This window comes from Sinomonas sp. RB5 (assembly GCF_054063535.1).
Genome location: NZ_JBSSGJ010000013.1, coordinates 61,548 through 83,123, shown reverse-complemented (window position 1 = coordinate 83,123; position 21,576 = coordinate 61,548). Strand labels below are relative to the sequence as shown.

General features: G+C 71.9%; 20 protein-coding genes. 7 read left to right on the top strand and 13 right to left on the bottom strand.

Annotated features, from left to right (window positions below; translation table 11 throughout):
• The first annotated feature begins 148 nt into the window (after positions 1-148).
• A complete protein-coding gene (locus ACVWWH_RS14885) occupies positions 149-442 on the top strand; it encodes a DUF503 domain-containing protein (protein ID WP_066494899.1) in 294 nt (97 codons plus the stop codon).
• Between the two features lie 17 nt (positions 443-459).
• Here ACVWWH_RS14885 and ACVWWH_RS14880 read toward each other — a convergent pair whose 3' ends face one another.
• The 4 genes from ACVWWH_RS14880 to ACVWWH_RS14865 form a co-directional block, all read right to left on the bottom strand.
• Positions 460-921 carry a hypothetical protein gene (locus tag ACVWWH_RS14880; protein ID WP_066494901.1) on the bottom strand — a complete coding sequence of 154 codons (462 nt, stop codon included), beginning with the start codon at positions 919-921 and terminating at the stop codon, positions 460-462.
• A 96-nt stretch (positions 922-1,017) separates the two neighbouring features.
• On the bottom strand, positions 1,018-1,383 hold the full coding sequence (locus ACVWWH_RS14875) for a hypothetical protein (RefSeq protein ID WP_457317086.1): 366 nt from the start codon (positions 1,381-1,383) through the stop codon (positions 1,018-1,020).
• Positions 1,383-1,793 carry a VOC family protein gene (locus ACVWWH_RS14870; protein ID WP_066494907.1) on the bottom strand — a complete coding sequence of 137 codons (411 nt, stop codon included), beginning with the start codon at positions 1,791-1,793 and terminating at the stop codon, positions 1,383-1,385. The genes ACVWWH_RS14875 and ACVWWH_RS14870 overlap by 1 nt, the downstream gene beginning before the upstream one ends.
• A gap of 4 nt (positions 1,794-1,797) precedes the next feature.
• Positions 1,798-2,247 (bottom strand): helix-turn-helix transcriptional regulator, encoded by a 450-nt coding sequence (locus ACVWWH_RS14865; protein WP_066494909.1) that lies wholly within the window; start codon positions 2,245-2,247, stop codon positions 1,798-1,800.
• Positions 2,248-2,362: 115 nt separating this feature from the next.
• On the opposite strand from ACVWWH_RS14865, the gene ACVWWH_RS14860 reads away from it, so the two are divergent.
• Complete coding sequence (locus tag ACVWWH_RS14860) at positions 2,363-5,512, top strand: alpha-amylase family glycosyl hydrolase (protein ID WP_457317085.1); 3,150 nt, start codon at positions 2,363-2,365, stop codon at positions 5,510-5,512.
• Positions 5,513-5,589: 77 nt separating this feature from the next.
• On the top strand, positions 5,590-6,612 hold the full coding sequence (locus tag ACVWWH_RS14855; RefSeq protein WP_457317084.1) for a zinc-dependent alcohol dehydrogenase family protein: 1,023 nt from the start codon (positions 5,590-5,592) through the stop codon (positions 6,610-6,612).
• Here ACVWWH_RS14855 and ACVWWH_RS14850 read toward each other — a convergent pair.
• The 4 genes from ACVWWH_RS14850 to purS are packed head-to-tail and all read right to left on the bottom strand — an operon-like array spanning position 6,590 to position 12,457.
• The gene (locus ACVWWH_RS14850) at positions 6,590-9,025 is read right to left on the bottom strand and encodes an HAD-IC family P-type ATPase (protein ID WP_084249243.1); all 2,436 of its coding nucleotides are present in this window, start codon (positions 9,023-9,025) and stop codon (positions 6,590-6,592) included. The two genes, ACVWWH_RS14855 and ACVWWH_RS14850, sit on opposite strands and share 23 nt — an antisense overlap.
• Positions 9,026-9,049: 24 nt before the next feature.
• The gene (gene purL, locus ACVWWH_RS14845; protein WP_229710874.1) at positions 9,050-11,380 is read right to left on the bottom strand and encodes a phosphoribosylformylglycinamidine synthase subunit PurL; all 2,331 of its coding nucleotides are present in this window, start codon (positions 11,378-11,380) and stop codon (positions 9,050-9,052) included.
• Entirely contained in the window at positions 11,377-12,156 is a 780-nt protein-coding gene (gene purQ / locus ACVWWH_RS14840; protein ID WP_066494916.1) for a phosphoribosylformylglycinamidine synthase subunit PurQ, read from the bottom strand. The genes purL and purQ overlap by 4 nt, the downstream gene beginning before the upstream one ends.
• A 4-nt stretch (positions 12,157-12,160) precedes the next feature.
• On the bottom strand, positions 12,161-12,457 hold the full coding sequence (purS, locus tag ACVWWH_RS14835; RefSeq protein WP_066494918.1) for a phosphoribosylformylglycinamidine synthase subunit PurS: 297 nt from the start codon (positions 12,455-12,457) through the stop codon (positions 12,161-12,163).
• A gap of 229 nt (positions 12,458-12,686) precedes the next feature.
• Between purS and ACVWWH_RS14830 the strand changes: the two genes are divergently transcribed.
• Positions 12,687-13,103, top strand: a complete 417-nt coding sequence (locus tag ACVWWH_RS14830) for a YchJ family protein (RefSeq protein WP_457317083.1) — start codon at positions 12,687-12,689, stop codon at positions 13,101-13,103.
• Between the two features lie 484 nt (positions 13,104-13,587).
• Entirely contained in the window at positions 13,588-16,728 is a 3,141-nt protein-coding gene (locus tag ACVWWH_RS14825) for a S8 family serine peptidase (protein WP_457317082.1), read from the top strand.
• A gap of 179 nt (positions 16,729-16,907) precedes the next feature.
• Here ACVWWH_RS14825 and ACVWWH_RS14820 read toward each other — a convergent pair whose 3' ends face one another.
• The 3 genes from ACVWWH_RS14820 to ACVWWH_RS14810 form a co-directional block, all read right to left on the bottom strand.
• Positions 16,908-17,855 (bottom strand): 3-methyladenine DNA glycosylase, encoded by a 948-nt coding sequence (locus ACVWWH_RS14820; RefSeq protein ID WP_457317081.1) that lies wholly within the window; start codon positions 17,853-17,855, stop codon positions 16,908-16,910.
• Between the two features lie 158 nt (positions 17,856-18,013).
• Positions 18,014-18,544, bottom strand: a complete 531-nt coding sequence (locus ACVWWH_RS14815) for a serine protease inhibitor (protein ID WP_457317080.1) — start codon at positions 18,542-18,544, stop codon at positions 18,014-18,016.
• A gap of 136 nt (positions 18,545-18,680) precedes the next feature.
• Positions 18,681-19,142, bottom strand: coding sequence for a MarR family winged helix-turn-helix transcriptional regulator (locus ACVWWH_RS14810; RefSeq protein ID WP_066494926.1), 462 nt, complete (start codon positions 19,140-19,142; stop codon positions 18,681-18,683).
• Between the two features lie 78 nt (positions 19,143-19,220).
• On the opposite strand from ACVWWH_RS14810, the gene ACVWWH_RS14805 reads away from it, so the two are divergent.
• Positions 19,221-19,445, top strand: a complete 225-nt coding sequence (locus ACVWWH_RS14805; RefSeq protein ID WP_066494928.1) for a hypothetical protein — start codon at positions 19,221-19,223, stop codon at positions 19,443-19,445.
• 59 nt (positions 19,446-19,504) lie between these two features.
• Complete coding sequence (locus ACVWWH_RS14800) at positions 19,505-19,735, top strand: hypothetical protein (protein ID WP_066494931.1); 231 nt, start codon at positions 19,505-19,507, stop codon at positions 19,733-19,735.
• Positions 19,736-19,841: 106 nt separating this feature from the next.
• Here the strand turns inward: ACVWWH_RS14800 and ACVWWH_RS14795 are convergent, their stop codons facing one another.
• Positions 19,842-21,155 (bottom strand): aspartate kinase, encoded by a 1,314-nt coding sequence (locus ACVWWH_RS14795; RefSeq protein WP_457317079.1) that lies wholly within the window; start codon positions 21,153-21,155, stop codon positions 19,842-19,844.
• A gap of 142 nt (positions 21,156-21,297) precedes the next feature.
• Entirely contained in the window at positions 21,298-21,555 is a 258-nt protein-coding gene (locus ACVWWH_RS14790; protein WP_066494937.1) for a hypothetical protein, read from the bottom strand.
• Between the last annotated feature and the right edge of the window lie 21 nt (positions 21,556-21,576).

The window sequence follows — 21,576 nt, the reverse complement described above, 5'->3', positions numbered from 1 at the left end:
CCCTTCCCCGCCCCGACGCGGGGTCACCTCTCAGCCGACGCGGGGTCACCTCTCGACAGACCCGGGGTCACCTCTCGACAGACCCGGGGTCACCTCTCAGCCGACGCGGGGCCTAGGTACTGACATCCCTCCGTGAGTGAATGGGCGCATGTGGATTGCCTGGATCGAGTTCGACCTGCTCCTCGGCGATGTGCACTCCCTCAAGGAGAAACGCTCAGTGGTCCGGCCGATCGTCGCGGAGCTGCGCCGACGGTTCGACGTCTCGGCGGCCGAGGTCGGGGACATGGACCTGCACCGCCGCGCGCGCATCGGCGTCGGCATCGTCAGCGCGGACAGGGCTCACGCGGTGGAGGTGCTCGACGCCGTCGAACGCCTCGTCGCCGGCCGCCCGGAGGTCGAGCTGCTCAGCGCCCGCCGGCGCGAGGCCCGCAGCGACGACTGACCCGCCGCGACGGTGGATCAGCGCACGAACAGCAGGATCACGTGCAGCGCACTCAGCGCGACGCCCGCGACCGCCATCGCCGAGACCCGCGCCGCCCGCACCTTCGACCGGGCGAACGAGCCCCACGCGGCGAACGCGGAGCCGAGGAGGGGCCCTGCAGCGAGGAAGGCGCCGATCCAGGGCACGGCGCCCAGGGTCAGGGCCAGGATGCCGAAGCCGAGCGCCACCCCGCCCAGACCGGTCGCGAGCCGCGAGACGGGTTTGGGCGGCCTGCGCTCGCCCCCTCGCGGCTGCCCGGCGCTGGCGGGCGACGCCGGGCCCCCTCCCGCGCGGACGATCTCGCCGCGGCGGGTGCCGTCCGGCAGGAGGCCATCCAGCCCGCGGCCGGACGCGGCCGCACCGGGCTGGACCCCGTCGGGCCAGTAGGCGCTGGGGTCCCGGTAGGGATTCCGCCGAGGGGCATTGCCGGGGGTGGTCACCGTCCCATTATGGGCGGCCGGCCCCGTGCACGTCCTCAGGGTTCACCCTGAGCAGACCCCGGATCCGCGGGCACCCCCATATGCCCTGCGCTTCGGTCACAGCCCTGCGTTGAAGGCCGGGGCAATGACCGAAGCGCAGGGCATTTCCTCGCCGCGGAGGCCGCGGAGGCCGCGGAGGCCAGGGACATCCGGAGGGAGGGGCTCCTCAGAGCCCCCGGCAGAGGCGCACTCCTCCGGCGACGCTCCGTAGGCGTGCGTGAACTCGCGCGTGAGCTGGGCAGGGGGGATGCCGGAGCACGCCGCGAGGGCGAGGGCGGCGACGTCGAGCGGGAGCCGCCGGGCGCCGTCGTGCGCGGCCTCGGCGTCCCACAGGCGCTGCTGGTCCACCGCGGGGGCGCCCTCGCGCCGGCCCTCCGGGACCGGCGCCGGGCTGCAGGCCGGTCCCCACGCGGGATGGCACATCAGCGCAGCTCTTGGATGCGGACGAGGTTGCCCGCGGGGTCGCGGAAGGCGCAGTCCCGCAGGCCGTACGGCTGCAGGGTGGGCTCCTGCACCACCTCGGCGTCGGTGGCCTGGACCTTCTCGAACACCTCGTCGAGGTTGGGCGTGGCCAACAGGATCCAGCCGTAGGTGCCCTTGGCCATCATCTCCGAGATGGTGCGCCGCTCGTCCTCCGTGATCCCGGGATCCGTGGCCGGTGGGGCGAGGAGGATCGACGTGCTGGGCTGGCCGGCGGGGCCGACCGTGATCCAGCGCATGGTGCCCCGGCCCACGTCCTGGCGGACCTCGAAGCCGAGGGCGTCCCGGTAGAACGCGAGGGACGCCTCGGGATCGGTGTGGGGGAGGGCGCTTGCATGAATGGTGAGTTCCATGGCTTCACGGTACGGAGGGCGCCGGGAGCCGTGCTTCTTGATTCCTGATCGGTCTGGTGACCTGCTTGGCGATGCACGGCAGCATCCCTGCCGCGATATCGGCGCCCTGGTCGCGGTACACGCTCGGCGGGACGCCGACCAGCTCGGCGAACCGGGTGCTGAACGTGCCCAGGGAAGAGAAGCCGACGGCGAAGCAGACCTCGGTCACGCTGAGCGTCCCGACGCGCAGCAGCGCCATGGCCCGCTCGATGCGCCGGGTCATGAGGTACTGGTAGACCGACTCGCCGTACGCCGCCCGGAACTGGCGGCTCAGGTGGCCGGCCGAGACGTGGATGCCGCGCGCGAGCGCCTCGACGTTGAGCGGCTCGGCATACTCCCTGTCGATGCGGTCCCGCACGCGCCGCAGCAGGGCCAGGTCCCGCAGCCGCGGGTCGGCGGGCGCACTGGAGGTCATGTCCACGATCGTGGCAGGCGGCCTCCATGCTGTCGAGTGAGAAGTGCATGACGTCCTTGTCACGTCGTGTGACATACGCCATAGTGGGCGGATCACTGCTTCCCTGGAGGTCTGCATGCGGTTCCGCCCTGTCTGCCCGCGCGCCGCGCGCCGCGCGCGCTCCCCGAGGGCGAGGGCGGCCAGCACCGCCGTCGTCCTCGCTGCCGCCCTCGCGCTCGGCGGTGCCACGACCGCGACGGCCGCCCCGCCGCCGTCGTCCGACGCCGGTGGCCCGGGGGCGGCGCATTCGTTCCGGACGGCGGCGGGCACCGAGAACTACTACTTCGTGATGACGGACCGCTTCGCGAACGGCACCACGGCGAACGACCAGGGCGGCCTCGGCCCGGATCCGATGGTCTCCGGCTTCGACCCGACCAACAAGGGCTTCTACCACGGCGGCGACCTCAAGGGCCTCACGAGCAAGCTGGACTACATCCAGGGCCTGGGCACCACCGCCATCTGGCTCACGCCGAGCTTCAAGAACAAGGCCGTCCAGCCCGAGGACCACAGCGCCGGGTACCACGGCTACTGGATCACGGACTTCACCCAGATCGATCCCCACCTGGGCACCAACGCCGAGCTCGGGACCCTGATCACCCAGGCCCACGCGCGGGGCATGAAGGTCTACTTCGACATCATCACCAACCACACCGCGGACGTCATCAAGTACCAAGAGGGCTCCCGCATGCCCTACGTGAGCAAGACGGCCTCCCCGTACAAGGACGCCTCGGGGCAGACGTTCGACGACGCCGCGGTCGCCGACCAGCCGGGCTTCCCCGCGATGGACCCGGCGACGTCCTTCCCGTACCACCCCTACATCCCCGCCGGCGAGCAGGACGTGAAGGTCCCCGCGTGGCTCAACGACGTGACCCTGTACCACAACCGTGGCGACTCGACCTTCGCGGGGGAGAGCGCCAACTACGGCGACTTCTCGGGCCTGGACGACCTGTTCACCGAGAACCCGAAGGTCCTCAACGGCTTCATCGACGTGTACAAGAAGTGGATCGGCGACTTCGGGATCGACGGCTTCCGGATCGACACGATGAAGCACGTCAACGACGCGTTCTGGCAGAAGTTCTCGCCCGCGATCCTCGACTACGCGCACTCGGTGGGCAAGAAGGACTTCTTCATGTTCGGGGAGGTCTACGACACTTCGCGCGACTTCACCTCGAAGTTCACCACCTCCGACCACGTCCAGGCCGTGCTCGACTTCCCGTTCCAGCAGGCGGCGCGCTCCTACGCCTCGGCCTCCTCGCCCGCCACGACCCTGCAGAAGCTCTTCCAGGGCGACGACTGGTACACGACCGCGACCTCGAACGTCTACCAGCTGCCCACGTTCCTCGGGAACCATGACATGGGCAGGATCGGGTCCTTCATCGACCAGGACAACCCGACGGCGTCCGACGCCGAGAAGGTGGCCCGCGACCGGCTCGCCAACGAGCTCATGTACTTCTCCCGCGGCAACCCGATCGTCTACTACGGCGACGAGCAGGGGTTCACCGGCACCGGCGGGGACCAGCTCGCCCGACAGGACATGTTCGCGTCCAGGACGCCGGAGTACCTCGCCGATCCGCTCCTGGGCACGACGGCGACGCACGCCGCGGACAACTACGTCACCACCCATCCGCTCTACACCTCGATCGCGGACCTCGCGAAGGTGGTCAAGGACAACCCGGCCCTCCGCACGGGCGCGCACCAGGACCGGTACGCCGAGACGACGGCCGGGGTCTACGCGTTCTCACGCATCGACGCGGCCGCCCAGCGCGAGTACGTCGTGGCCCTGAACAACACCGCCGCGGCCCGCACGGCGGCCGTGCCCACGTACATCGCCCAGCGTCCGTTCGCGAAGGTCTTCGGCGCCGGCGCCGCGGACCGGCTCAAGACGGCAGCGGACAGGACGCTCACCGTCACCGTCCCCGCGTTCTCCGCGGTCGTCTACGAGTCCGAGGGCCGCATTCCCGACTCGGCGGCGGCCCCCGTGCCGGCGATCGGGACCCCGGCCGCGGCCGGCGGGGACAACACCCGCGTCAACGTCACCGCCGACCTCCCGCACGACTCGTTCTACGAGGTCACGTTCCAGGCCCGGGTCCCCGGTGCCGAGGGAGCCGCCGGCCAGTGGCACAACATCGGCACCGACGACACCTACCCGTACCAGGTCTTCGACGCCACGAAGGGCATGACGCCGGGCACCCCGCTCGAGTACCGGGCCGTCTCGCTCGACAACGCCGGCCACACCGCCACCTCGGCGACCGTCTCCGCCGTCGTGCCAACCCCCGTGGACCCGGACGCCCCCAAGGGCCCCGCCCCGCAGCCGCTCTCGGTGACCGTGGCCGGCGACTTCCAGCACCTCGCCGGCTGCGCCGGCGACTGGGCCCCCGCGTGCCAGGCCACCATGGCCCAGTACGACCCGATCGCCTCCGAGTGGCGCCTCACCCTCGACCTCCCGGCCGGCACCTACCAGTTCAAGGCGGCGCTCAACGGGTCCTGGACCCAGAACTACGGCGACGGAGGGGCGCCCAACGGGGCGAACATCACGCTCACCCATCCAGGCGGCCGGCTCACCTTCACCTACCGGCAGGACACCCACGAGACCACGGTCTCCGAGCACGCGGCCCAGCCCTCCGCCGTGGCGGTGGCAGGGACGCTCAACACGGCGATGGGCTGCCCCGGCGACTGGCAGCCGGCGTGCCCGCAGGCGCAGCTGGCGTTCGATCCCGCGCAGGGCGTCTGGCGCGGGACCTACACCCTCCCGCAGGGCAGCTACTCGTACAAGGCCGCCCTCAACAAGTCCTGGGACCTCAACTACGGTGCCGGCGGGCCGCCGAACGGGCCGAACATCGCGCTCGACCATCCCGGCGGGACCATCGTCTTCAGCTACAACGACTCGACCCATCTGGTCTCGGCGGGCCAGCCCGCCGTCCAGCCCTCCGCGGTGAACTTCCCGGGCACCTACCAGCACCTCGCCGGCTGTGCGGGCGACTGGGACCCGGGGTGCACCGCGACGGCGGCCACGTGGGACCCGCGCTCGCAGGGCTGGATCCTCCGCCTCGCCTCGCTGCCGGCGGGGTCGTATTCGTTCAAGGTCGCGCTCAACGGATCGTGGGACGTGAACTATGGGACCAACGGCGCGCTCAACGGGTCCAACATCGGCTTCGACCACCCGGGCGGCCCGGTCGCCTTCCGCTACGACCCCACGACGCACCTCGTCACGATCGTCTCTGGCTGACCCTCTGCGCGGGGCGCGGGCGGGGACGAGCCGACCGGCCCTGTCCCCGCGCACGGCCGCGGGCGAGAATGGGCGCCATGCGCGCATGGTGGGTGGACAGGCCGGGGCCGGCGGGCGGCAGCCCCGGACCCCTCGCGTTCGGCGAGCGGCCCGGTCCGGCGCCCGGGCCGGGGGAGGTCCTGGTGCGGGTGTCGGTCTGGGGGGTGTGCCGCACTGACCTGCACCTCGCCGAAGGGGACCTGGCTCCCCGGCGCCACGGCGTCATCCCCGGCCACGAGGCCGTGGGCCGCGTGGAGGCGCTCGGCCCCGGCGCCCGGCGGTTCGGGCTCGGCGACCGCGCCGGCATCGCCTGGCTGCGCGGCACCTGCGGGACCTGCCGGTTCTGCCGCTCGGGCCGGGAGAACCTCTGCACAGCACCCCGGTTCACGGGGTGGGACGAGGACGGCGGGTATGCGGAGCTCGCCGTCGTGCGCGAGGACTTCGCCTACCCCATCCCGGAGGCGTTCAGCGACCGCGAGGCAGCGCCGCTGCTGTGCTCGGGCATCATCGGCTACCGGGCGCTGCAGCGGGCGGCGCTCCCCGACGGCGGCCGCCTGGGGATCTACGGCTTCGGCGGCAGCGCCCACATCACCGCCCAGCTCGCCATGCACCGCGGCGCCTCCGTCTACGTCATGACCCGCGCCCCGGAGGCCCGGCAGCTCGCGCTGGACCTGGGCGCGGTATGGGCGGGCGGCGCCGACCAGGCGCCGCCCGAGAAGCTCGACGCCGCGATCCTCTTCGCACCCGTGGGCACGCTCGTCCCGCCGGCCCTGGCCGCACTGGACCGCGGCGGAACCTTGGCCGTCGCTGGCATCCACCTCAGCGACATCCCGCCCCTGGACTACCAGCAGCACCTCTTCCAGGAGCGTCAGCTGCGCAGCGTCACCGCCAACACCCGCGCGGACGGCGAGGAGTTCTTCCGGCTCGCCGCCGAGATCCCCGTCCGCGCCACCACGGTGCCCTACGCGTTCGAGGACGCGGACCGGGCGCTCGCCGACCTCGCCGGGGACAGGATCACCGGCGCCGCGGTCCTCGAGGTCACGCCCGCAGGCGGCGCCTGAGCACCTGGTGGGCCGCCTCGATGACCACGCAGGCGCCGGCCGCGAAGGCCAGGGCCGCGAGGGTCAGCTGCGCGTCCGGGTCCGCGAGCTGGTGGTACTCGAGGGAGAGCGGCACGGTCAGCACGGCAACAGTGCCGGCGTACATGCATCCCACGAGGAGCAGCCGCCATCGGGTGAACGGGCGCGCCGCGATCACGAGGACCCAGAGCCCGCTCACGGTGAGGGTGAGGAACGCGGCGGCCTCGATCTGCTCCTGGGACGCGTCCGTGGCCCACCGGCCGTACGCGTACACGCCCAGGATCGCGGCAGCCATCGCGAGCCCGGAGGGCACCGCGGCCGTGACCGCGCGCCGCAGGAAGCCCGGCACGTAGCGGCGGGCATTGGGCAGGAGGGCCAGCACGGACGCCGGGAAGCCGAGCATGAGGAAGTCCGAGGTAGAGAGCTGCCGCGGCAGGAACGGGAACGCCCAGGCCAGCGCGCCGAAGCTGATCCCCAGCACGAACGCGTAGACGGTCTTCGTCAGGAACAGCCGCGAGACCCGTTCGATGTTCGCGATGACCCGGCGTCCCTCCGCGACGACCGCCGGCAGCCGCGAGAACCGGCCGTCGAGGAGCACGAGCCGGGCCACTGCCTTGGTCGCCGGCGCGGCGGTGCCCATGGCGATCCCGAGGTCTGCCGTTTTGAGCGCGAGCGCGTCGTTCACCCCGTCCCCGGTCATCGCCACCACGTGCCCCCGTGCCTGCAGGGCGCGCACCATCGCCTCCTTCTGCTCCGGCCCGACCCGCCCGAAGACGCTGTGCCGCTCGAGCGCGTCCGCCAGCGCGGCGGGATCCTCGGGCAGCGACCGGGCGTCCACCGGGGACGCCGCGTCCATCCCGGCGGCCCGCGCCGCGGCCGCGACGGTGCCCGGGCTGTCGCCCGAGACGACCTTGAGGGCCACGCCCTGCTCGCGGAAATAGGCGAGGGTCTCGGCCGCGTCCGGCCGCAGGCGCTCGCGGAAGGCAAGCACGACGGCGGGCCGCACCTGGGCGGGCAGCGCGCCGTCCGGGGGGAGCCGGTCGGCGTGGCACAGGACCACGGTGCGCAGCCCCCGCGCCGCGCGCTCGGCGGCGGCCTGCCGCGCGGGGGCGGCCTCCGGGTCCTGGCCGAGCAGGGCCTCGGGCGCGCCGAGCAGCCACGCGCCGTCGGCCGTGCCGCCGTCGAACTGGACCGCGCTCCAGCGCCGGGCCGAGGAGAACGGCACCACCCGGGAGGGCGCGCGGTCCGGCGGTGTGGAGAACCGCTCGGCGAGGGCCGCCGCGGTCGGGTTGGCGTCCGGGTCCGCGCCGATCCACGCGAGCGCGCGCTCCCAGCCCGGGGTGGCGACGGCCGGGCCGTGCACCGGGACGGCGTCCTCGAGGTGGATCCCGCCCTCGGTGAGGGTGCCGGTCTTGTCGAAGCACAGCACGTCCACGCGGGCGAGCACCTCGACGGCGGCGAGCTCCTCGACGAGGACCTGCCCGCGGGCGAGGCGCAGGGCGGCGACGGCGAAGGAGACCGTGGTCAGCAGGGCAAGGCCCTGCGGGACCATGATCGTCACGGAGGCGACCGCGGCCACGAGGGCGTCGCGCCAGGCCCCGGAGGCGAACGCCGCGCCCCAGCCGCCCGCGGCCTGCAGCTGGCCGTTGAGCACCACGGCGATCATGGGCACGATCGCCACGCTGATCCACCGCACCACGCGCGCCAGCGCCTCCCGGAGTTCCGAGGTGACCTGGGTGAAGCGCCGGGCCTGCGCCGTGAGCCGTTCGGCGCGGGAGCCGGCCCCGAGGGCGGTCACGCGGATGCTGCCGTGGCCCGCGACCACGGACGAGCCGGAGGAGACCTCCGCGCCGGCGGCCTTGGATACGGGGGCGGACTCGCCGGTCAGCATCGACTCGTCCACGTCGAGCTCCTCTGCGCGCAGCACCGTGCCGTCCACGGGGATCTGGTCGCCGCGGCGGAGGAGCACGACGTCGTCCATCACCACCTGATCGGGGGGCACCTCCGCCGGGGCACCGGCGCGGAGCACCCGGACGGGACTGCGGTCGAGCACCGCGAGGCGGTCCAGGCGGCGCTTCGCCTGGAGCTCCTGGGCGAAGCCGATGGCGATGTTGGCCGCCGCGGCGGCGAGGAACATGAGGTCGAGCCAGCGCCCCAGCACCACGAGGGTGGCCCCGCACAGCCCGAGGATGAGGTTGAAGACGGTGAAGAGGTGGCTCCGGGCGATCTGCCAGACCGGCCGGGAGGTGCGCCGGTCGAGGGTGTTGACGAGCCCTGCGGCCTGCCGTGCGGCGACCGCCGCGGCGTCGAGCCCCGTCAGCTCACCCGCGGGGGACGGCAGTGGCCCCGCCGGGGACGGCGCGTCGGAGCGCGGCCTGTCCTCTGGCGGGGCCACCGTGGTCTGCCTCGTCGGGCGGGATCAGCCGAAGTGCTTCGGAAGGGTTCCCTCGTGGACCTCGCGGAGCTCGTCGATGGGCAGGTCGAACAGGCCCTGCACCTCGAGGCTCGTCGCGAGCACGTCGACGATGCCGAGGCGGATCACGGGGTAGTTCCGCGCGGAGGCCATGTCGTTGAACCGGACCTCCTCGGAGCGCGGCACCGCCACGATCGCGCGGCCCTGCGACTCCGAGAAGAGCGCAGTGAACGCGTCCACGCCGTCCCGCTCGCACAGGTCGCCCAGCGCCACCCGGGCGCCGACGCCGAAGCGCAGCACCATCTCGGACAGCGCGGCGGCGAGGCCGCCCTCGGAGAGGTCGTGCGCCGAGTCGACCATGCCGTCGCGCGAGGCGTTGATGAGGATCGCGCCGAGCGTCTTCTCCGCCTCGAGGTCGAGCTTGGGCGGAAGGCCGCCGAGGTGGCCGCGGAGGTTGGCGAACTCGGAGCCGTCGAGCTCGTCGCGCGTCGTGCCGAGCAGGTAGATCGCCTGCCCGTCCGCGTTCCTCTGCCAGCCCGAGGGCGTGCGCCGCGCCACGTCGTCGAACCTGCCGAGGACGCCGACCACCGGGGTGGGGTGGATCGGGGTGGTCCCCGTCTGGTTGTACAGGGAGACGTTGCCGCCGGTGACCGGGATGCCGAGCACCTGGCAGGCGTCGGCGAGGCCGCGGACGGCCTCGGCGAACTGCCACATGACCTCGGGGTCCTCGGGGGAGCCGAAGTTGAGGCAGTCGGTGACCGCCATCGGCACGGCGCCCGAGGTGGCGACGTTGCGGTAGGACTCGGCGAGGGCGAGCTGGGCGCCCGTGTACGGGTCCAGGTAGGCGTAGCGGCCGTTGGCATCCGTGGAGAGGCCCACGCCCATGCCGGTCTCCTCGTCGACGCGGACCACGCCCGCGTCGTCGGGGGAGGCGAGGGCGGTGTTGCCGCCCACGTAGTGGTCGTACTGCCTGGTCACCCAGGACTTGTCGCACATGTTCGGGCTGGCCATGAGCTCGAGCACGGCGGCCTTGAGCTCCTCGCCGGTGGCGGGCAGGCCCTTGCCGGCCTCGGAGGCGCGGAACGTGTCCGCCTGGACGCCGTCGAGCCACTCGGGGCGGTGGAACGGGCGGTGGTAGACGGGCCCCTCGTGGGCCACGGTGCGGGGGTCGACGTCCACGATCGTCTCGCCGTCCCACGTGATGACGAGGCGGCCGGTGTCCGTGACCTCGCCGAGCCACGAGTACTCGACGTCCCACTTGTCCATGACCTTCTCGAACGCGGCCACGTTCTCGGGCGTCACGACCGCCATCATGCGCTCCTGCGACTCGGACATGAGGATCTCGCCCGGGGTCAGGGTGGGGTCGCGCAGGAGCACGTCGGTCAGCTCGACCTGCATGCCGCCGTCGCCGTTGGACGCCAGCTCGCTCGTGGCGCAGGAGATGCCGGCGGCGCCGAGGTCCTGGATGCCCTCGACGAGGGAATGCTTGAACAGCTCGAGGCAGCACTCGATGAGGACCTTCTCGGCGAACGGGTCGCCGACCTGGACGGCGGGCCGCTTGGAGGGCTTGGAGTCGTCGAAGGACTCCGAGGCCAGCACCGAGGCGCCGCCGATCCCGTCGCCGCCCGTGCGGGCGCCGAAGAGCACCACCTTGTTGCCCACACCGGAGGCGTTGGCGAGGCGCAGGTCCTCGTGGCGGAGCACGCCGACGGCGAGCGCGTTCACGAGCGGGTTGGCCTGGTAGACCGAGTCGAACACGACCTCGCCGCCGATGTTCGGCAGGCCCAGCGAGTTGCCGTAGCCGCCGATCCCCGAGACGATCCCGTGCACGAGGCGGGCCGTGTCGGGGTGGTCGATCGCGCCGAAGCGCAGCGGGTCCATGACCGCCACGGGGCGCGCGCCCATCGAGATGATGTCGCGGACGATCCCGCCGATCCCGGTCGCGGCGCCCTGGTAGGGCTCGACGAAGGAGGGGTGGTTGTGGGACTCGACCTTGAACGTGACGGCCCAGCCGTCGCCGAGGTCGGTCACACCGGCGTTCTCGCCGATGCCCACCATCATGTCCTTCTTCATCTCGTCGGTGAGCTTCTCGCCGAACTGGCGCAGGTGCACCTTGGAGGACTTGTAGGAGCAGTGCTCGCTCCACATCACCGAATACATGGCGAGCTCGGCGGCGGTGGGGCGGCGGCCGAGGAGCTTGACGATCTCCTCGAACTCGTTCTCCTTCAGACCGAGCTCGGCCCAGGGCAGCTCGGTCTCCGGCGTCTGCGCGGCGTGCTCGACCGTGTCGATGTTGAACTTGCGGGCGGTCACGGCGTTGGTGTTCCCTGCGGTCACTTGGTGCCCCCTGCGACGAGCGTGGTCAGGACGGACGTGAAGAACCCGAGCCCGTCGGTGGAGTATTCGCCGGAGTCGGTGCTGAGCGGGCCGAAGCCGGGCTCGACGGCGTGCTCGGGGTGCGGCATGAGGCCCACGACGTTGCCGGCGGCGTTGGTGATGCCGGCGATGTTGCGGCGCGATCCGTTCGGGTTCCAGCCGACGTACCGGAACGCGACCCGGCCCTCGCCCTCGAGCTCGTCGAGCGTCTTCTCGTCCGCGACGTACTGGCCGTCCTGGTTCTTCAGGACGATCGTGATCTCCTGGCCGACCTCGTACTGGTTGGTCCACGCGGTCGAGGCGTTCTCGACGCGCAGCACCTGGTCGCGGCAGATGAACTTGAGGTGGTCGTTCTTGATCATCGAGCCGGGCAGGAGGTGGCTCTCGGTGAGCACCTGGAAGCCGTTGCAGATGCCGAGCACGGGAAGCTTGGCGTCGGAGTTGGCGGCGTCGACGATGCGGCCCATGAGCGGGGCGAACCGGGCGATCGCGCCGGCGCGGAGGTAGTCGCCGTAGGAGAACCCGCCGGGGAGCACGACGGCGTCGACGTCACCGAGCGCGGTGGGCGAGTCGTCGGCGTGCCAGAGCGGGACCGGGGTCGCGCCCGCGAGGCGGACGGCGCGCGCGGCGTCGCGGTCGTCGAGCGTTCCCGGGAAGGTCACGACGCCGATCTTGGCGCCGGAGAGCGGGGCCGGCTCCGGCCCGCGCAGGTCTGCGATGAGGGGAGTCTCGCTCATGTGTTCAGTCCACCTCGGCGGCGTCGGCGTCCGCACGCACCTCGGCGCCGTCCTCGGGCAGGACCTCGACGTTGACGACGTCCTCGATGACGGGGTTGGAGAGCATCGTCGCGGCCGCGTTGCGGGCCTGCTCGAGGATCTCCTCGGTCACGGGGCCCTCCACGGTCAGCTCGAAGCGCTTCCCCTGGCGCACGCCGCTGAAGGCGGTGAAGCCCAGGCGCGGCAGGGCCCCGACGATGGCCTTCCCCTGCGGGTCGAGGATCTCGGGCTTGGGCATGACGTCGACAACGATCCGCGGCATCGGGACAGGCTCCTGTGGATAGGGGAGGGGGCACCCCAATTCTACCGGAGGGGCCACGGGGGGCCGCGACGCGCAGGCGTCATCGAACAGCCGCCGCTCCGCGAAGTGACCCAGGCCACGCGTGGCACGCCGTCCGGCCTCGGATCCGCGGCGGCCGCGGAGCCGAGGGGGCAGGCGGGAGAGGCGTCACGCCCGCGGCGAGGAGGAGCACCTCGCTACGCTGGTCGGCATGCCCCTCGACGCTGACTCCCGCTGCCCGTGCGGCAGCGGCGACACCTACGGCTCCTGCTGCGGCCGGTTCCACCTCGGCCTGGCCCGCGGGACGGCAGCTCCGACGGCGGAGGCGCTCATGCGCTCGCGCTACAGCGCCTTCGCCGTCGGAGGGCCGGAGATGGCCGACTACCTGCTCGCCACGTGGCACCCGTCCACCCGCCCGGCCACGCTGGAACTCGACGGGTCGACGCAGTGGCGACGCCTCGACGTCGTCCGTGTCAGCGCCGGCGGCCCGTTCGACACCGAGGGGACGATCGACTTCGCGGCGCACTGGCGCGACGGCGCGGCGCGCGGGGCCCAGCGCGAGCACTCCCGGTTCGTGCGCGAGGGCGGCCGGTGGTTCTACCTCGACGGCGACGCCGAGGCGGCCTGACGCCGGGCCCGGGCCACGCCACACGGGGCATGAGCACAGAAGAGGGGCGCGCCGTCACTGGCGCGCCCCTCGTTGGCATCTGGTTTTCTGTTGAGTGATTGACGTGAAATCCGGCCTCTTCGGATCCGGACCGCTCGGGGCTCGAGGCCTTAGCCCAGCTGCGGTGTTCCGGCGTCTGTATCCCTCGCTGCCTGTGCCTCCCATGTCGTCGTCGTACTGATGAGGACCTGAAGAAGTACCCAGAAATATACTCCGCGGCTAGGGCAAAAGCGCCCGATAAATAGGGCGAATATATCTTTCGTTATTGTCCGATCCGCCCTGGGCCCCCCCCGCCGCGGCATTATCATCACGTGGCTGTGACAGTCCTGTGAATAACCCGCGACGAAGCTGAAGAATTACTGGTGTGAAGCAGTCGCTTCGGGTAGCTTGGGTGTCACTCCGCCCGTGGCGGAGGTCACATCGCCCCAGTGAAAGGTCTCATCGCGTGAAGAGACAACCCCTTCGCGGCGCCGTGCCGCGGCGGCAGCGACTGGCTGCGCTCGCCGTCGGCATTCCGCTCGCCCTCAGCGTCGCGGCCGCCCCCGCGCACGCCGCGCCGGACATCATGCCGGCCGCACCGTCGTCATCGCCGTCCGCCGACACCGGCAAGGTCTACGAGGACGGCCGCTACATCGTGGTGCTCGCCGAGCAGGCCGTGGCCTCCTACGACGGCGGCACCCCCGGCTACGCCCCCACCAAGCCCGGCAAGGGCCGCAAGGTCGACGCCGGAGCCCCCAACGTCAAGGCGTACGACGCCCACCTGCGCAAGGCGCAGCGCGACGTCGCCGGCAGGCACGCCGTGCAGGTCGGGCAGCAGTTCACGACGGCGCTCAACGGCTTCACCGCCACGCTCACCGCGGCGCAGGCAGCCTCCCTCGCCAAGGACTCCCGGGTCCTGACTGTGGCCAAGGACGAGCAGGCCGCACCGGACTACACCTCGAACGACTTCATGAAGCTCACGGGCCCTCAGGGGTCCTGGGCCACGCAGTTCGGGGGCAAGGCGAACGCCGGCAAGGCCACGGTGGTCGGCGTCATCGACACCGGCTACACCCCCAGCAACCCGTTCCTCACGGGGGACCCCGTCAAGCCCCTCGCCGCCGGCACGGCGCCGCAGGTCGGTGTCCCGTACCTCGACACCGACGGCATGATCGCGATGCTCAAGGGCGACGGGCAGACGTTCAAGGGCGAATGCCAGCCCGGCCAGGGGACCGGCGCAGCGTTCGACGGGTCCGCCTGCAACTCGAAGGTCCTCTCGGCGCGGTACTTCGCCGATCCCTTCCTGGCCACCGTCACCCCCGAGCACCGGGCCCCCGAGGAGCTCATCTCCCCGGTGGACGTCGGCTCCCACGGCACGCACACGGCGTCGACCGCCGCGGGCAACGCGGACGTGCACATGAGCATCGCGGGGACCGACTTCGGCGTCAGCTCCGGCGTCGCCCCCGCCGCCAAGGTGGCCGTCTACAAGGTCTGCTGGGAGGACGACGACCCGAACACGGGCGGCTGCTACTCCTCCTCCTCGGTCGCGGCCATCGACGCGGCGATCACGGACGGGGTCGACGTCCTCAACTACTCGATCTCCGGCAACACGGACTCGACCACCGACCCGGTGGCACTCGCGTTCCTCAACGCCGCCTCTGCCGGGATCTTCGTCGCCAACTCGGCCGGCAACTCCGGGCCCACCCCCTCGACCGTCAACCACGCCTCGCCGTGGGTGACCTCCGTGGCCGCCAGCACCTTCCCGGGCGACCTCGTCGGCACCGTCGTGGTGTCCGACGGCTCGAAGTACCGCGGCGCGACCGTGATGAGCGGCGAGGTCAAGGACAAGCAGCCCGTCCTGGCCCAGAACGCCGCCCTGGCCGGCGCGCAGGACGCCAACCTCTGCATGGCGGGCACCCTCGACCCGGCCAAGGTGACCGGGAAGGTCGTGGTCTGCGACCGCGGCGTCAACGCCCGTGTGGACAAGAGCGCCGAGGTCAAGCGGGCCGGCGGCGTGGGCATGGTCCTGGTCAACCTGACCCCGAGCTCGGAGGACTCCGACCTCCACTCGGTGCCGACCATCCACGTCAACGCCCCCGACGGGCCCGCGCTCAAGGCCAAGATCGCCGCCGACGCGGCGCTGACCGTGAGCCTCGTCAAGGGCGACCTCACCGGCAAGCCGGCCAGCCCTGCGCCGCAGATCGCCGGATTCTCCTCGCGCGGGCCCTCGCTCGCCTCCGGTGGCGACCTGCTCAAGCCGGATGTCGCCGCCCCCGGCGTGAACGTCCTCGCCGGCGTCTCCCCGATCGCGAACAACGGCGAGCAGTTCGGCTTCATGTCCGGCACCTCGATGGCCTCCCCGCACATCGCCGGTGTGGGAGCCCTCGTGCTCGGCAAGAACCCGACGTGGACGCCGGCCATGGTCAAGTCCGCGATGATGACCACGGCGTACCCGCTGGTCAACGCGGACGGCAGCCCGAACACCAACCCGTTCGACGGCGGCGCCGGGCACGTGGACACCACCAAGGTCACCGATCCCGGCCTCGTGTACAACGCGGGGACCAAGGACTGGCTCGCGTTCCTCAACGGCCAGGGCTATCCGACCGGTGCCCCGCAGGCAGGCTCCATCGAGGCGAAGGACGTCAACCTGCCGTCGTTCGCCCTCGGCTCCCTCGTGGGCGAGGTCCAGGTCACGCGGCAGATCACCGCGCTCGTGCCGGGCCTGTACCGGCCCAGGGTCAACCTGCCGGGCATCGACTTCCACGTCGAGCCGCAGGCCCTCAATTTCGCCAAGGCGGGCCAGACCCGCGAGGTCACGATCACGATCAAGAACGTCTCCGCGCCCGACGGCAGGTTCACCACCGGCTCGCTCTCGTGGGTCGGCCCGCGCACCGTGACGTCGCCTATCGCGATCCGGCCGGTCGAGGCCAAGGCCGACCCGGCCTACAGCTTCTCCTCGGCCACGGGCGCCGGCTCCGGCACGTTCACCGTGACGTCCGGCTCCGACAGCCCGATCCCGGTGGGCCTCGAGGGCCTCGCCCCGGTCGCGCAGAAGGCCGTCACGAAGGTCCCCGGGCCGGTTGCCGCGGCCAATGATGCGTCCAACGGGCTCGTTTCCGTGACGGTCCCCGCGGGCCAGAAGACCGCGCGGTTCGTGCTCAAGGCCGCCGACGCCAGAACCGACTGGGACATGTACGTCCTTGCCCCCAACGGCTCCGGCGGCCTCAAGCAGTTCACCGCGGCCACCGGGTCCGCGAGCGAGTCACTCGAGATCCCGAACCCGATCGCCGGCACGTACTACGTCATCGCCAACCTCTTCGCGTCACCGGGCAACGGCGCGACGGACGCGGTGATCCAGGCGGCCGCGTGGGCCGGCGATGCCGGCAACGCCACGGTGACCCCGAACCCGATCGTGGCCGCCAACGGCACCCAGGCCACGGAGACCCTGGCCTGGAACGGGCTCGCCGCCGGCGCCTACATGGGCCGGCTCACGTTCGGCGCGAGCGGCGTCACGAGCTGGGTCGACCTCACGGTCGGTTCCGGCGCGGCGGCCTCGGCTTCGGCCGGCGCCCCGACGATGGCGACCGCGGACGGGATCCCGGGCCGGTGACCTGCTGACCACGGGGCTCCGGCCCGCCTCGCCGCACCCTGAGACTGCCCCGCAGCAGCCGTCGTGAGACGGAGGCTGCGGGGCAATCTGCGTTGAGGGGTCACGTCCGCTGCGTTGAGGGGTCACGTCCGCTGGGTTGAGGAGTCACGTCCGTGCCGACGGGCGCTGCGGCGGACGGCTCAGCCGAGGGCGGCCTCGAGCGGAGCGAGCGCTGCTGTGAGCCGCTCCCGCAGCACCGCCGCCTCGGAGGCGAAGCCCCGCTGGGCCTCGACGTACGCGGCCTTCCCCGCGGGCGTCTCGATCGCGATCGGCTCGAAGCCCCAGTCCGAGAGGTCGTACGGCGAGGCCTGCATGTCCATGGTCCGCACGCGCCAGGCGAGCTCGAAGCAGTCCATGAGCAGCTCGCCCGGGATGGCGGGCCCGAGCTTGTAGGCCCACTTGTAGAGGTCCATGTTGGCATGCAGGCACCCCGGCTGCTCGAGGTCGCGCTGGGCGGCGCGGGTGGGCTGGAGCTCGTTGAGCGGTGCGGCGTCCGGGGAGTAGAAGCGGAACGCGTCGAAGTGCGTACAGCGGATGCGGTGCTCCTCGACAACGCGGTCCGTGCCGTCCGCACCGAGCCGCAGCGGGAGGTACTCGTGCCGGATCCCGAACTTCTCGCTCCGGTACGCCATGGCCCACTCGTGCAGCCCGAAGCATCCGAACTGCGCGGGCCTCGCGGCGGTCCCGCGCAGGATGATCCCGCAGAAGCGGATGGTCTCTTCGCGCTCGGCGGCGTAGGCGGGCAGATCGAGCACCACGGCGGGTCCCTCGTCCGTGAGCCCGGCGGCGCGGCGCTCCTCCGGAGCGAGGGGGCGGTAGTGCTTCCAGCCGAGGCGCTCGTGCGCCGCGTCGCCGACGAGCGCGACGCCCGCGCCCGGGTGCCAGCGGCCAAGCTGGCCCGGCTTGTGGGTGTAGTACGTGAACAGGAAGTCCTCGATCGGGTGCTTCCTGCGTGCGTTGCGCCGGGCGACGAACGGCTCGGCGAAGCGGGCCACCCGGGCGCCGTGGGCCTCGGCGCGCGGGAGCCACTCGTCCTGCGCGAGCACGGCGCCCAAGGACGCCGGGGGTCGAGAGGCTGGGGAGGGCATCGGTCAATTATCCCCCTGGGGGACCGCGCCCCGCATCTCGGCCGGGCAGCGTGCGTTCCTGCCCACTGTGGCCGGCCGGTTCGGCATCCTCCCGGCGTGTCCGGTCCCGACTCGCCGTGCGCGCCCCTCAAAAGTGGGCAGGAAGGCACAGGCTTCCGCTAGACGGCCCCGCCGGGCGCCCCGAGGAGCGGGGTCGCGATCGCCCAGGCAGAGATGCCGCAACCGTCGGTGCGGGTGAAGCGCCGGTCCACCCGGGCCCCGTTGACGGTCCCGGTCACCGTGGCCACCTCTGGCCCGCCGTACTGCTGGGTGCACAGCTGGTCCCTGGGCGGGGGCGCGAGCACCTCCGGGCGGGCCGCGATGAGGGCGCAGGCCGCGGCGGCGGTGGGATGAGTGCTCCCCGGGAGCACGTCCGCGCCGGAACAGCGCAGCGTCCACCGCTGCTCCGGCCCGCCCGGAGAGCGCACGACGACGACCTGCAGCTCCGCCGTCGCCGCGCCCGGCGTGCTGCCGGCCCCGGTGGTCGGCGCTGGGCTCGACGCGCCAGCCGAGGGGCCCGTGGTCGCCGACGGCTCCGAAGGGCCCGTGCCCGGCGGCCGCTCCGGCCCCGGGGAGCACGCGGCGAGGAGCACGGTGGCGGTGGCGAGCCCCAGCAGCGCCGGGACCACGAGATGACCGGTGAACCGCATGGCTTCCCTCCGTCCGGGCTGTCTCCACTGTGCCACGAAGGGCACCCCGCCGACTCCTCAGCGGTGCGGAAGTGACTCCTCAACGGTGCGGAAGTGACTCCTCAACGGGAGGCGCGGGAGGGAGGGCGGGGGCGGGTCAGGCGGAGGCGTCTGCCGCCCGGCTGGCCTGGGCGGCGGCGATGAGGCGGGTCATCGACCCGTGGAGCTCGGCGGCCTCCTCGCGGCTGATCCCGAGCCGCGCCATCATCGTGGTGGGCACCGAGAGCGCCTGCTCCCGCAGGGCCGTGCCCTTCGGGGTCAGCGCGACATCGAGCGCGCGCTCGTTGCCCTGCTGCCGAGCCCGCGTGAGCAGCCCCGCGTCCTCGAGCCTCTTCAGCAGCGGCGTGACCGTGGCGGGCTCGAGGAGGAGCGCCTCGCTGATCTCCTTCGCGGTGCGCGGGGAACGCTCCCACAGGGCCAGCATCACGAGGTACTGGGGGTGGGTGATGCCGAGCCGGTCGAGGACGGGGCGGTAGGACGCGACGACGCTGCGGCTCGCCACGCTCAGCGCGAAGCAGAGCTGGCGCTCCAGGAGGAGGTCGTCGTCGGTGTCGGGCATCGCAGTCTCCTATTGGTTAGTGCACTAATGATCACGGTACTATGCAGGGGAAGGATCCGTGGAAAGGGAGGACGGCCAATGTCGGGGGAGAACTTCGCGCAGAGGTTCATGCGCACCACCGGGAAGCTGCGGTTCTTCTTCGGGCCGGCCAACCGCAGCTCGGCCACGCACGAGATGACCGAGGCGAATAAGGACCTCCTCGTCCGGCGCCAGGCCGAGGCGCAGCAGTTCGAGACCGTCACGCGGCCCGACGGCAGCACCTACGTGGTCCCCAAGGACCCCGCGGACCAGTCCCTGCGCTGACCCTCTCCCTGCGGCACCCCCGGACGTACAATGCCCGTACCGGAAGGGGGTGATGAGAGATGCCCCACTCGCACAGGGTCCTGAACGCGTTCACGCACGTCGCCGACCGCGCCGCGGCGGTCTGGGGTCCCGCCTCGCACAGCGATCTCGGCGCGCCGGTGGTCCACAAGCACGACGACTTCGAGCGGGCCTCCGAGTCCGAGCTGCTCACGTTCGACGTCGAGACCGACTCCGAAGGACACCACTACGCCGTCCGCAAGGACGAGAAGCCCCCGATGACCCACCACTGAATCCTGCCTGCAGACCGGGGCACGCACGACGACGGCCGGCACCTTCCGCGCGGAAGGTGCCGGCCGTCGTCGTGCTTGGGGCTATCGGCGAAGAGCGTCGGGCCGGTCAGCGGCCGGTGCCGCCGTAGACCGTCGCCTCGGACTCGGCGTCCAGGTTGAAGGCCGAGTGGATCGCGCGGACGGCGGCGTCGAGGAGGTCGGCGCGGGTGACCACGGAGATGCGGATCTCCGAGGTCGAGATCATGTTGATGTTGATCCCGGCATCGGAGAGCGCCTGGAAGAACGTGGCGGAGACGCCCGGGTTGGAGCGCATGCCGGCGCCGATGAGGGAGAGCTTGCCGATCTCGGCGTTGTACTCGATGTCCTCGAAGCCGATCTCGCCCTGGGCGGCCTTGAGGGCCTCGAGGGCGTCCGCGCCCTCCACGATGGGCAGCGTGAACGAGATGTCCGTTTTGCCGCGCCCGAACGTGGAGATGTTCTGCACGATCATGTCGACATTGGCGTGCGCCTTGGCGATGACCTGGAAGATCGCGGCCGCCTTGCCGGGGATGTCCGGGACGCCCACCACGGTGACCTTGGCCTCGGAGCGGTCGTGCGCGACGCCGGAGATGATGGGCTGTTCCAAGGCGACTCCCTCGCTGATGGTGATCTTGTCGTCGGGGCTGGGCAGCACCCAAGTCCCCTCGTGCTGGCTGAACGAGGACCTCACGTGCAGGGGTACCCCGAAGCGGCGCGCGTACTCGACGCAGCGCAGGTGGAGGATCTTGGCGCCCGAGGCGGCGAGCTCGAGCATCTCCTCGCTCGAGATGCGGTCGATCTTCTTCGCGGTGGGGACCACGCGGGGATCCGCGGTGTAGACCCCGTCCACGTCCGTGTAGATCTCGCAGACGTCGGCGTCGAGGGCGGCGGCGAGCGCCACGGCGGTGGTGTCCGAGCCGCCCCGGCCGAGGGTGGTGATGTCGTGGCTCTCGCGGCTCACGCCTTGGAATCCGGCGACGATCGCCACCGCGCCCTTGTCGAGGGCAGTGCGCACCCGGTGCGGGTCGACGTCGATGATGCGCGCCTTGCCGTGGATGCCGTCCGTGATCATGCCGGCCTGCGAGCCCGTGAAGGAGCGGGCCTTCGCACCGAGCTTGTTGATGGCCATGGCGAGCAGGGCCATGGAGATGCGCTCCCCGGCGGAGAGGAGCATGTCCATTTCACGTGCGGGTGCCTGGTCCGTGATCTGGCTCGAGAGGTCGAGGAGTTCGTCGGTCGTGTCGCCCATGGCCGAGACCACGACCACGACCTCGTTGCCGGCCCGCTGGGTGTCCACCACGCGCTGGGCCACCCGCTTGATGCCGGCCGCGTCCGCGACGGAGGAGCCGCCGAACTTCTGGACGATCAGCTGCCGGGCAGGCACTTCGAGGGGCAACGACATGCGGGCACACTCACAGGGGTCGAGGGCGGCGGGAAGGGACCCACACATTCTATCGGGCGAGGGTGGGGCCGCTGAATCATGACGGTCGTGCTATGCGTCCCGTTCCGCTGCGGAGCGGCGCGCCCTGCGCGTCGCCGGCCAGTCAGGTGTCTTTGCCCTCGACCTCGTCGTCCTCGTTCTCGTCCGGGGCCTCGCGGTCGGTGTAGTGCCCGGGTGTGTGATCGGTGCCCGAGTGCATGGTCCCGTCGGGAAGCTCTTCGTCGGTGTATTGGCCCACGTGCTCATCCGGCGACACGGTGGCGTCGCCGCCCTTGTAGTAGTGGCCGCGTGCCTTGTCGGCGTGGGCATCTCTGCCGCTGTCGTAGTAGTGACCGCGGGGTTCGGGCTGGTCTTGTCCCATGCGTCCACTGTAGGTCCGGCA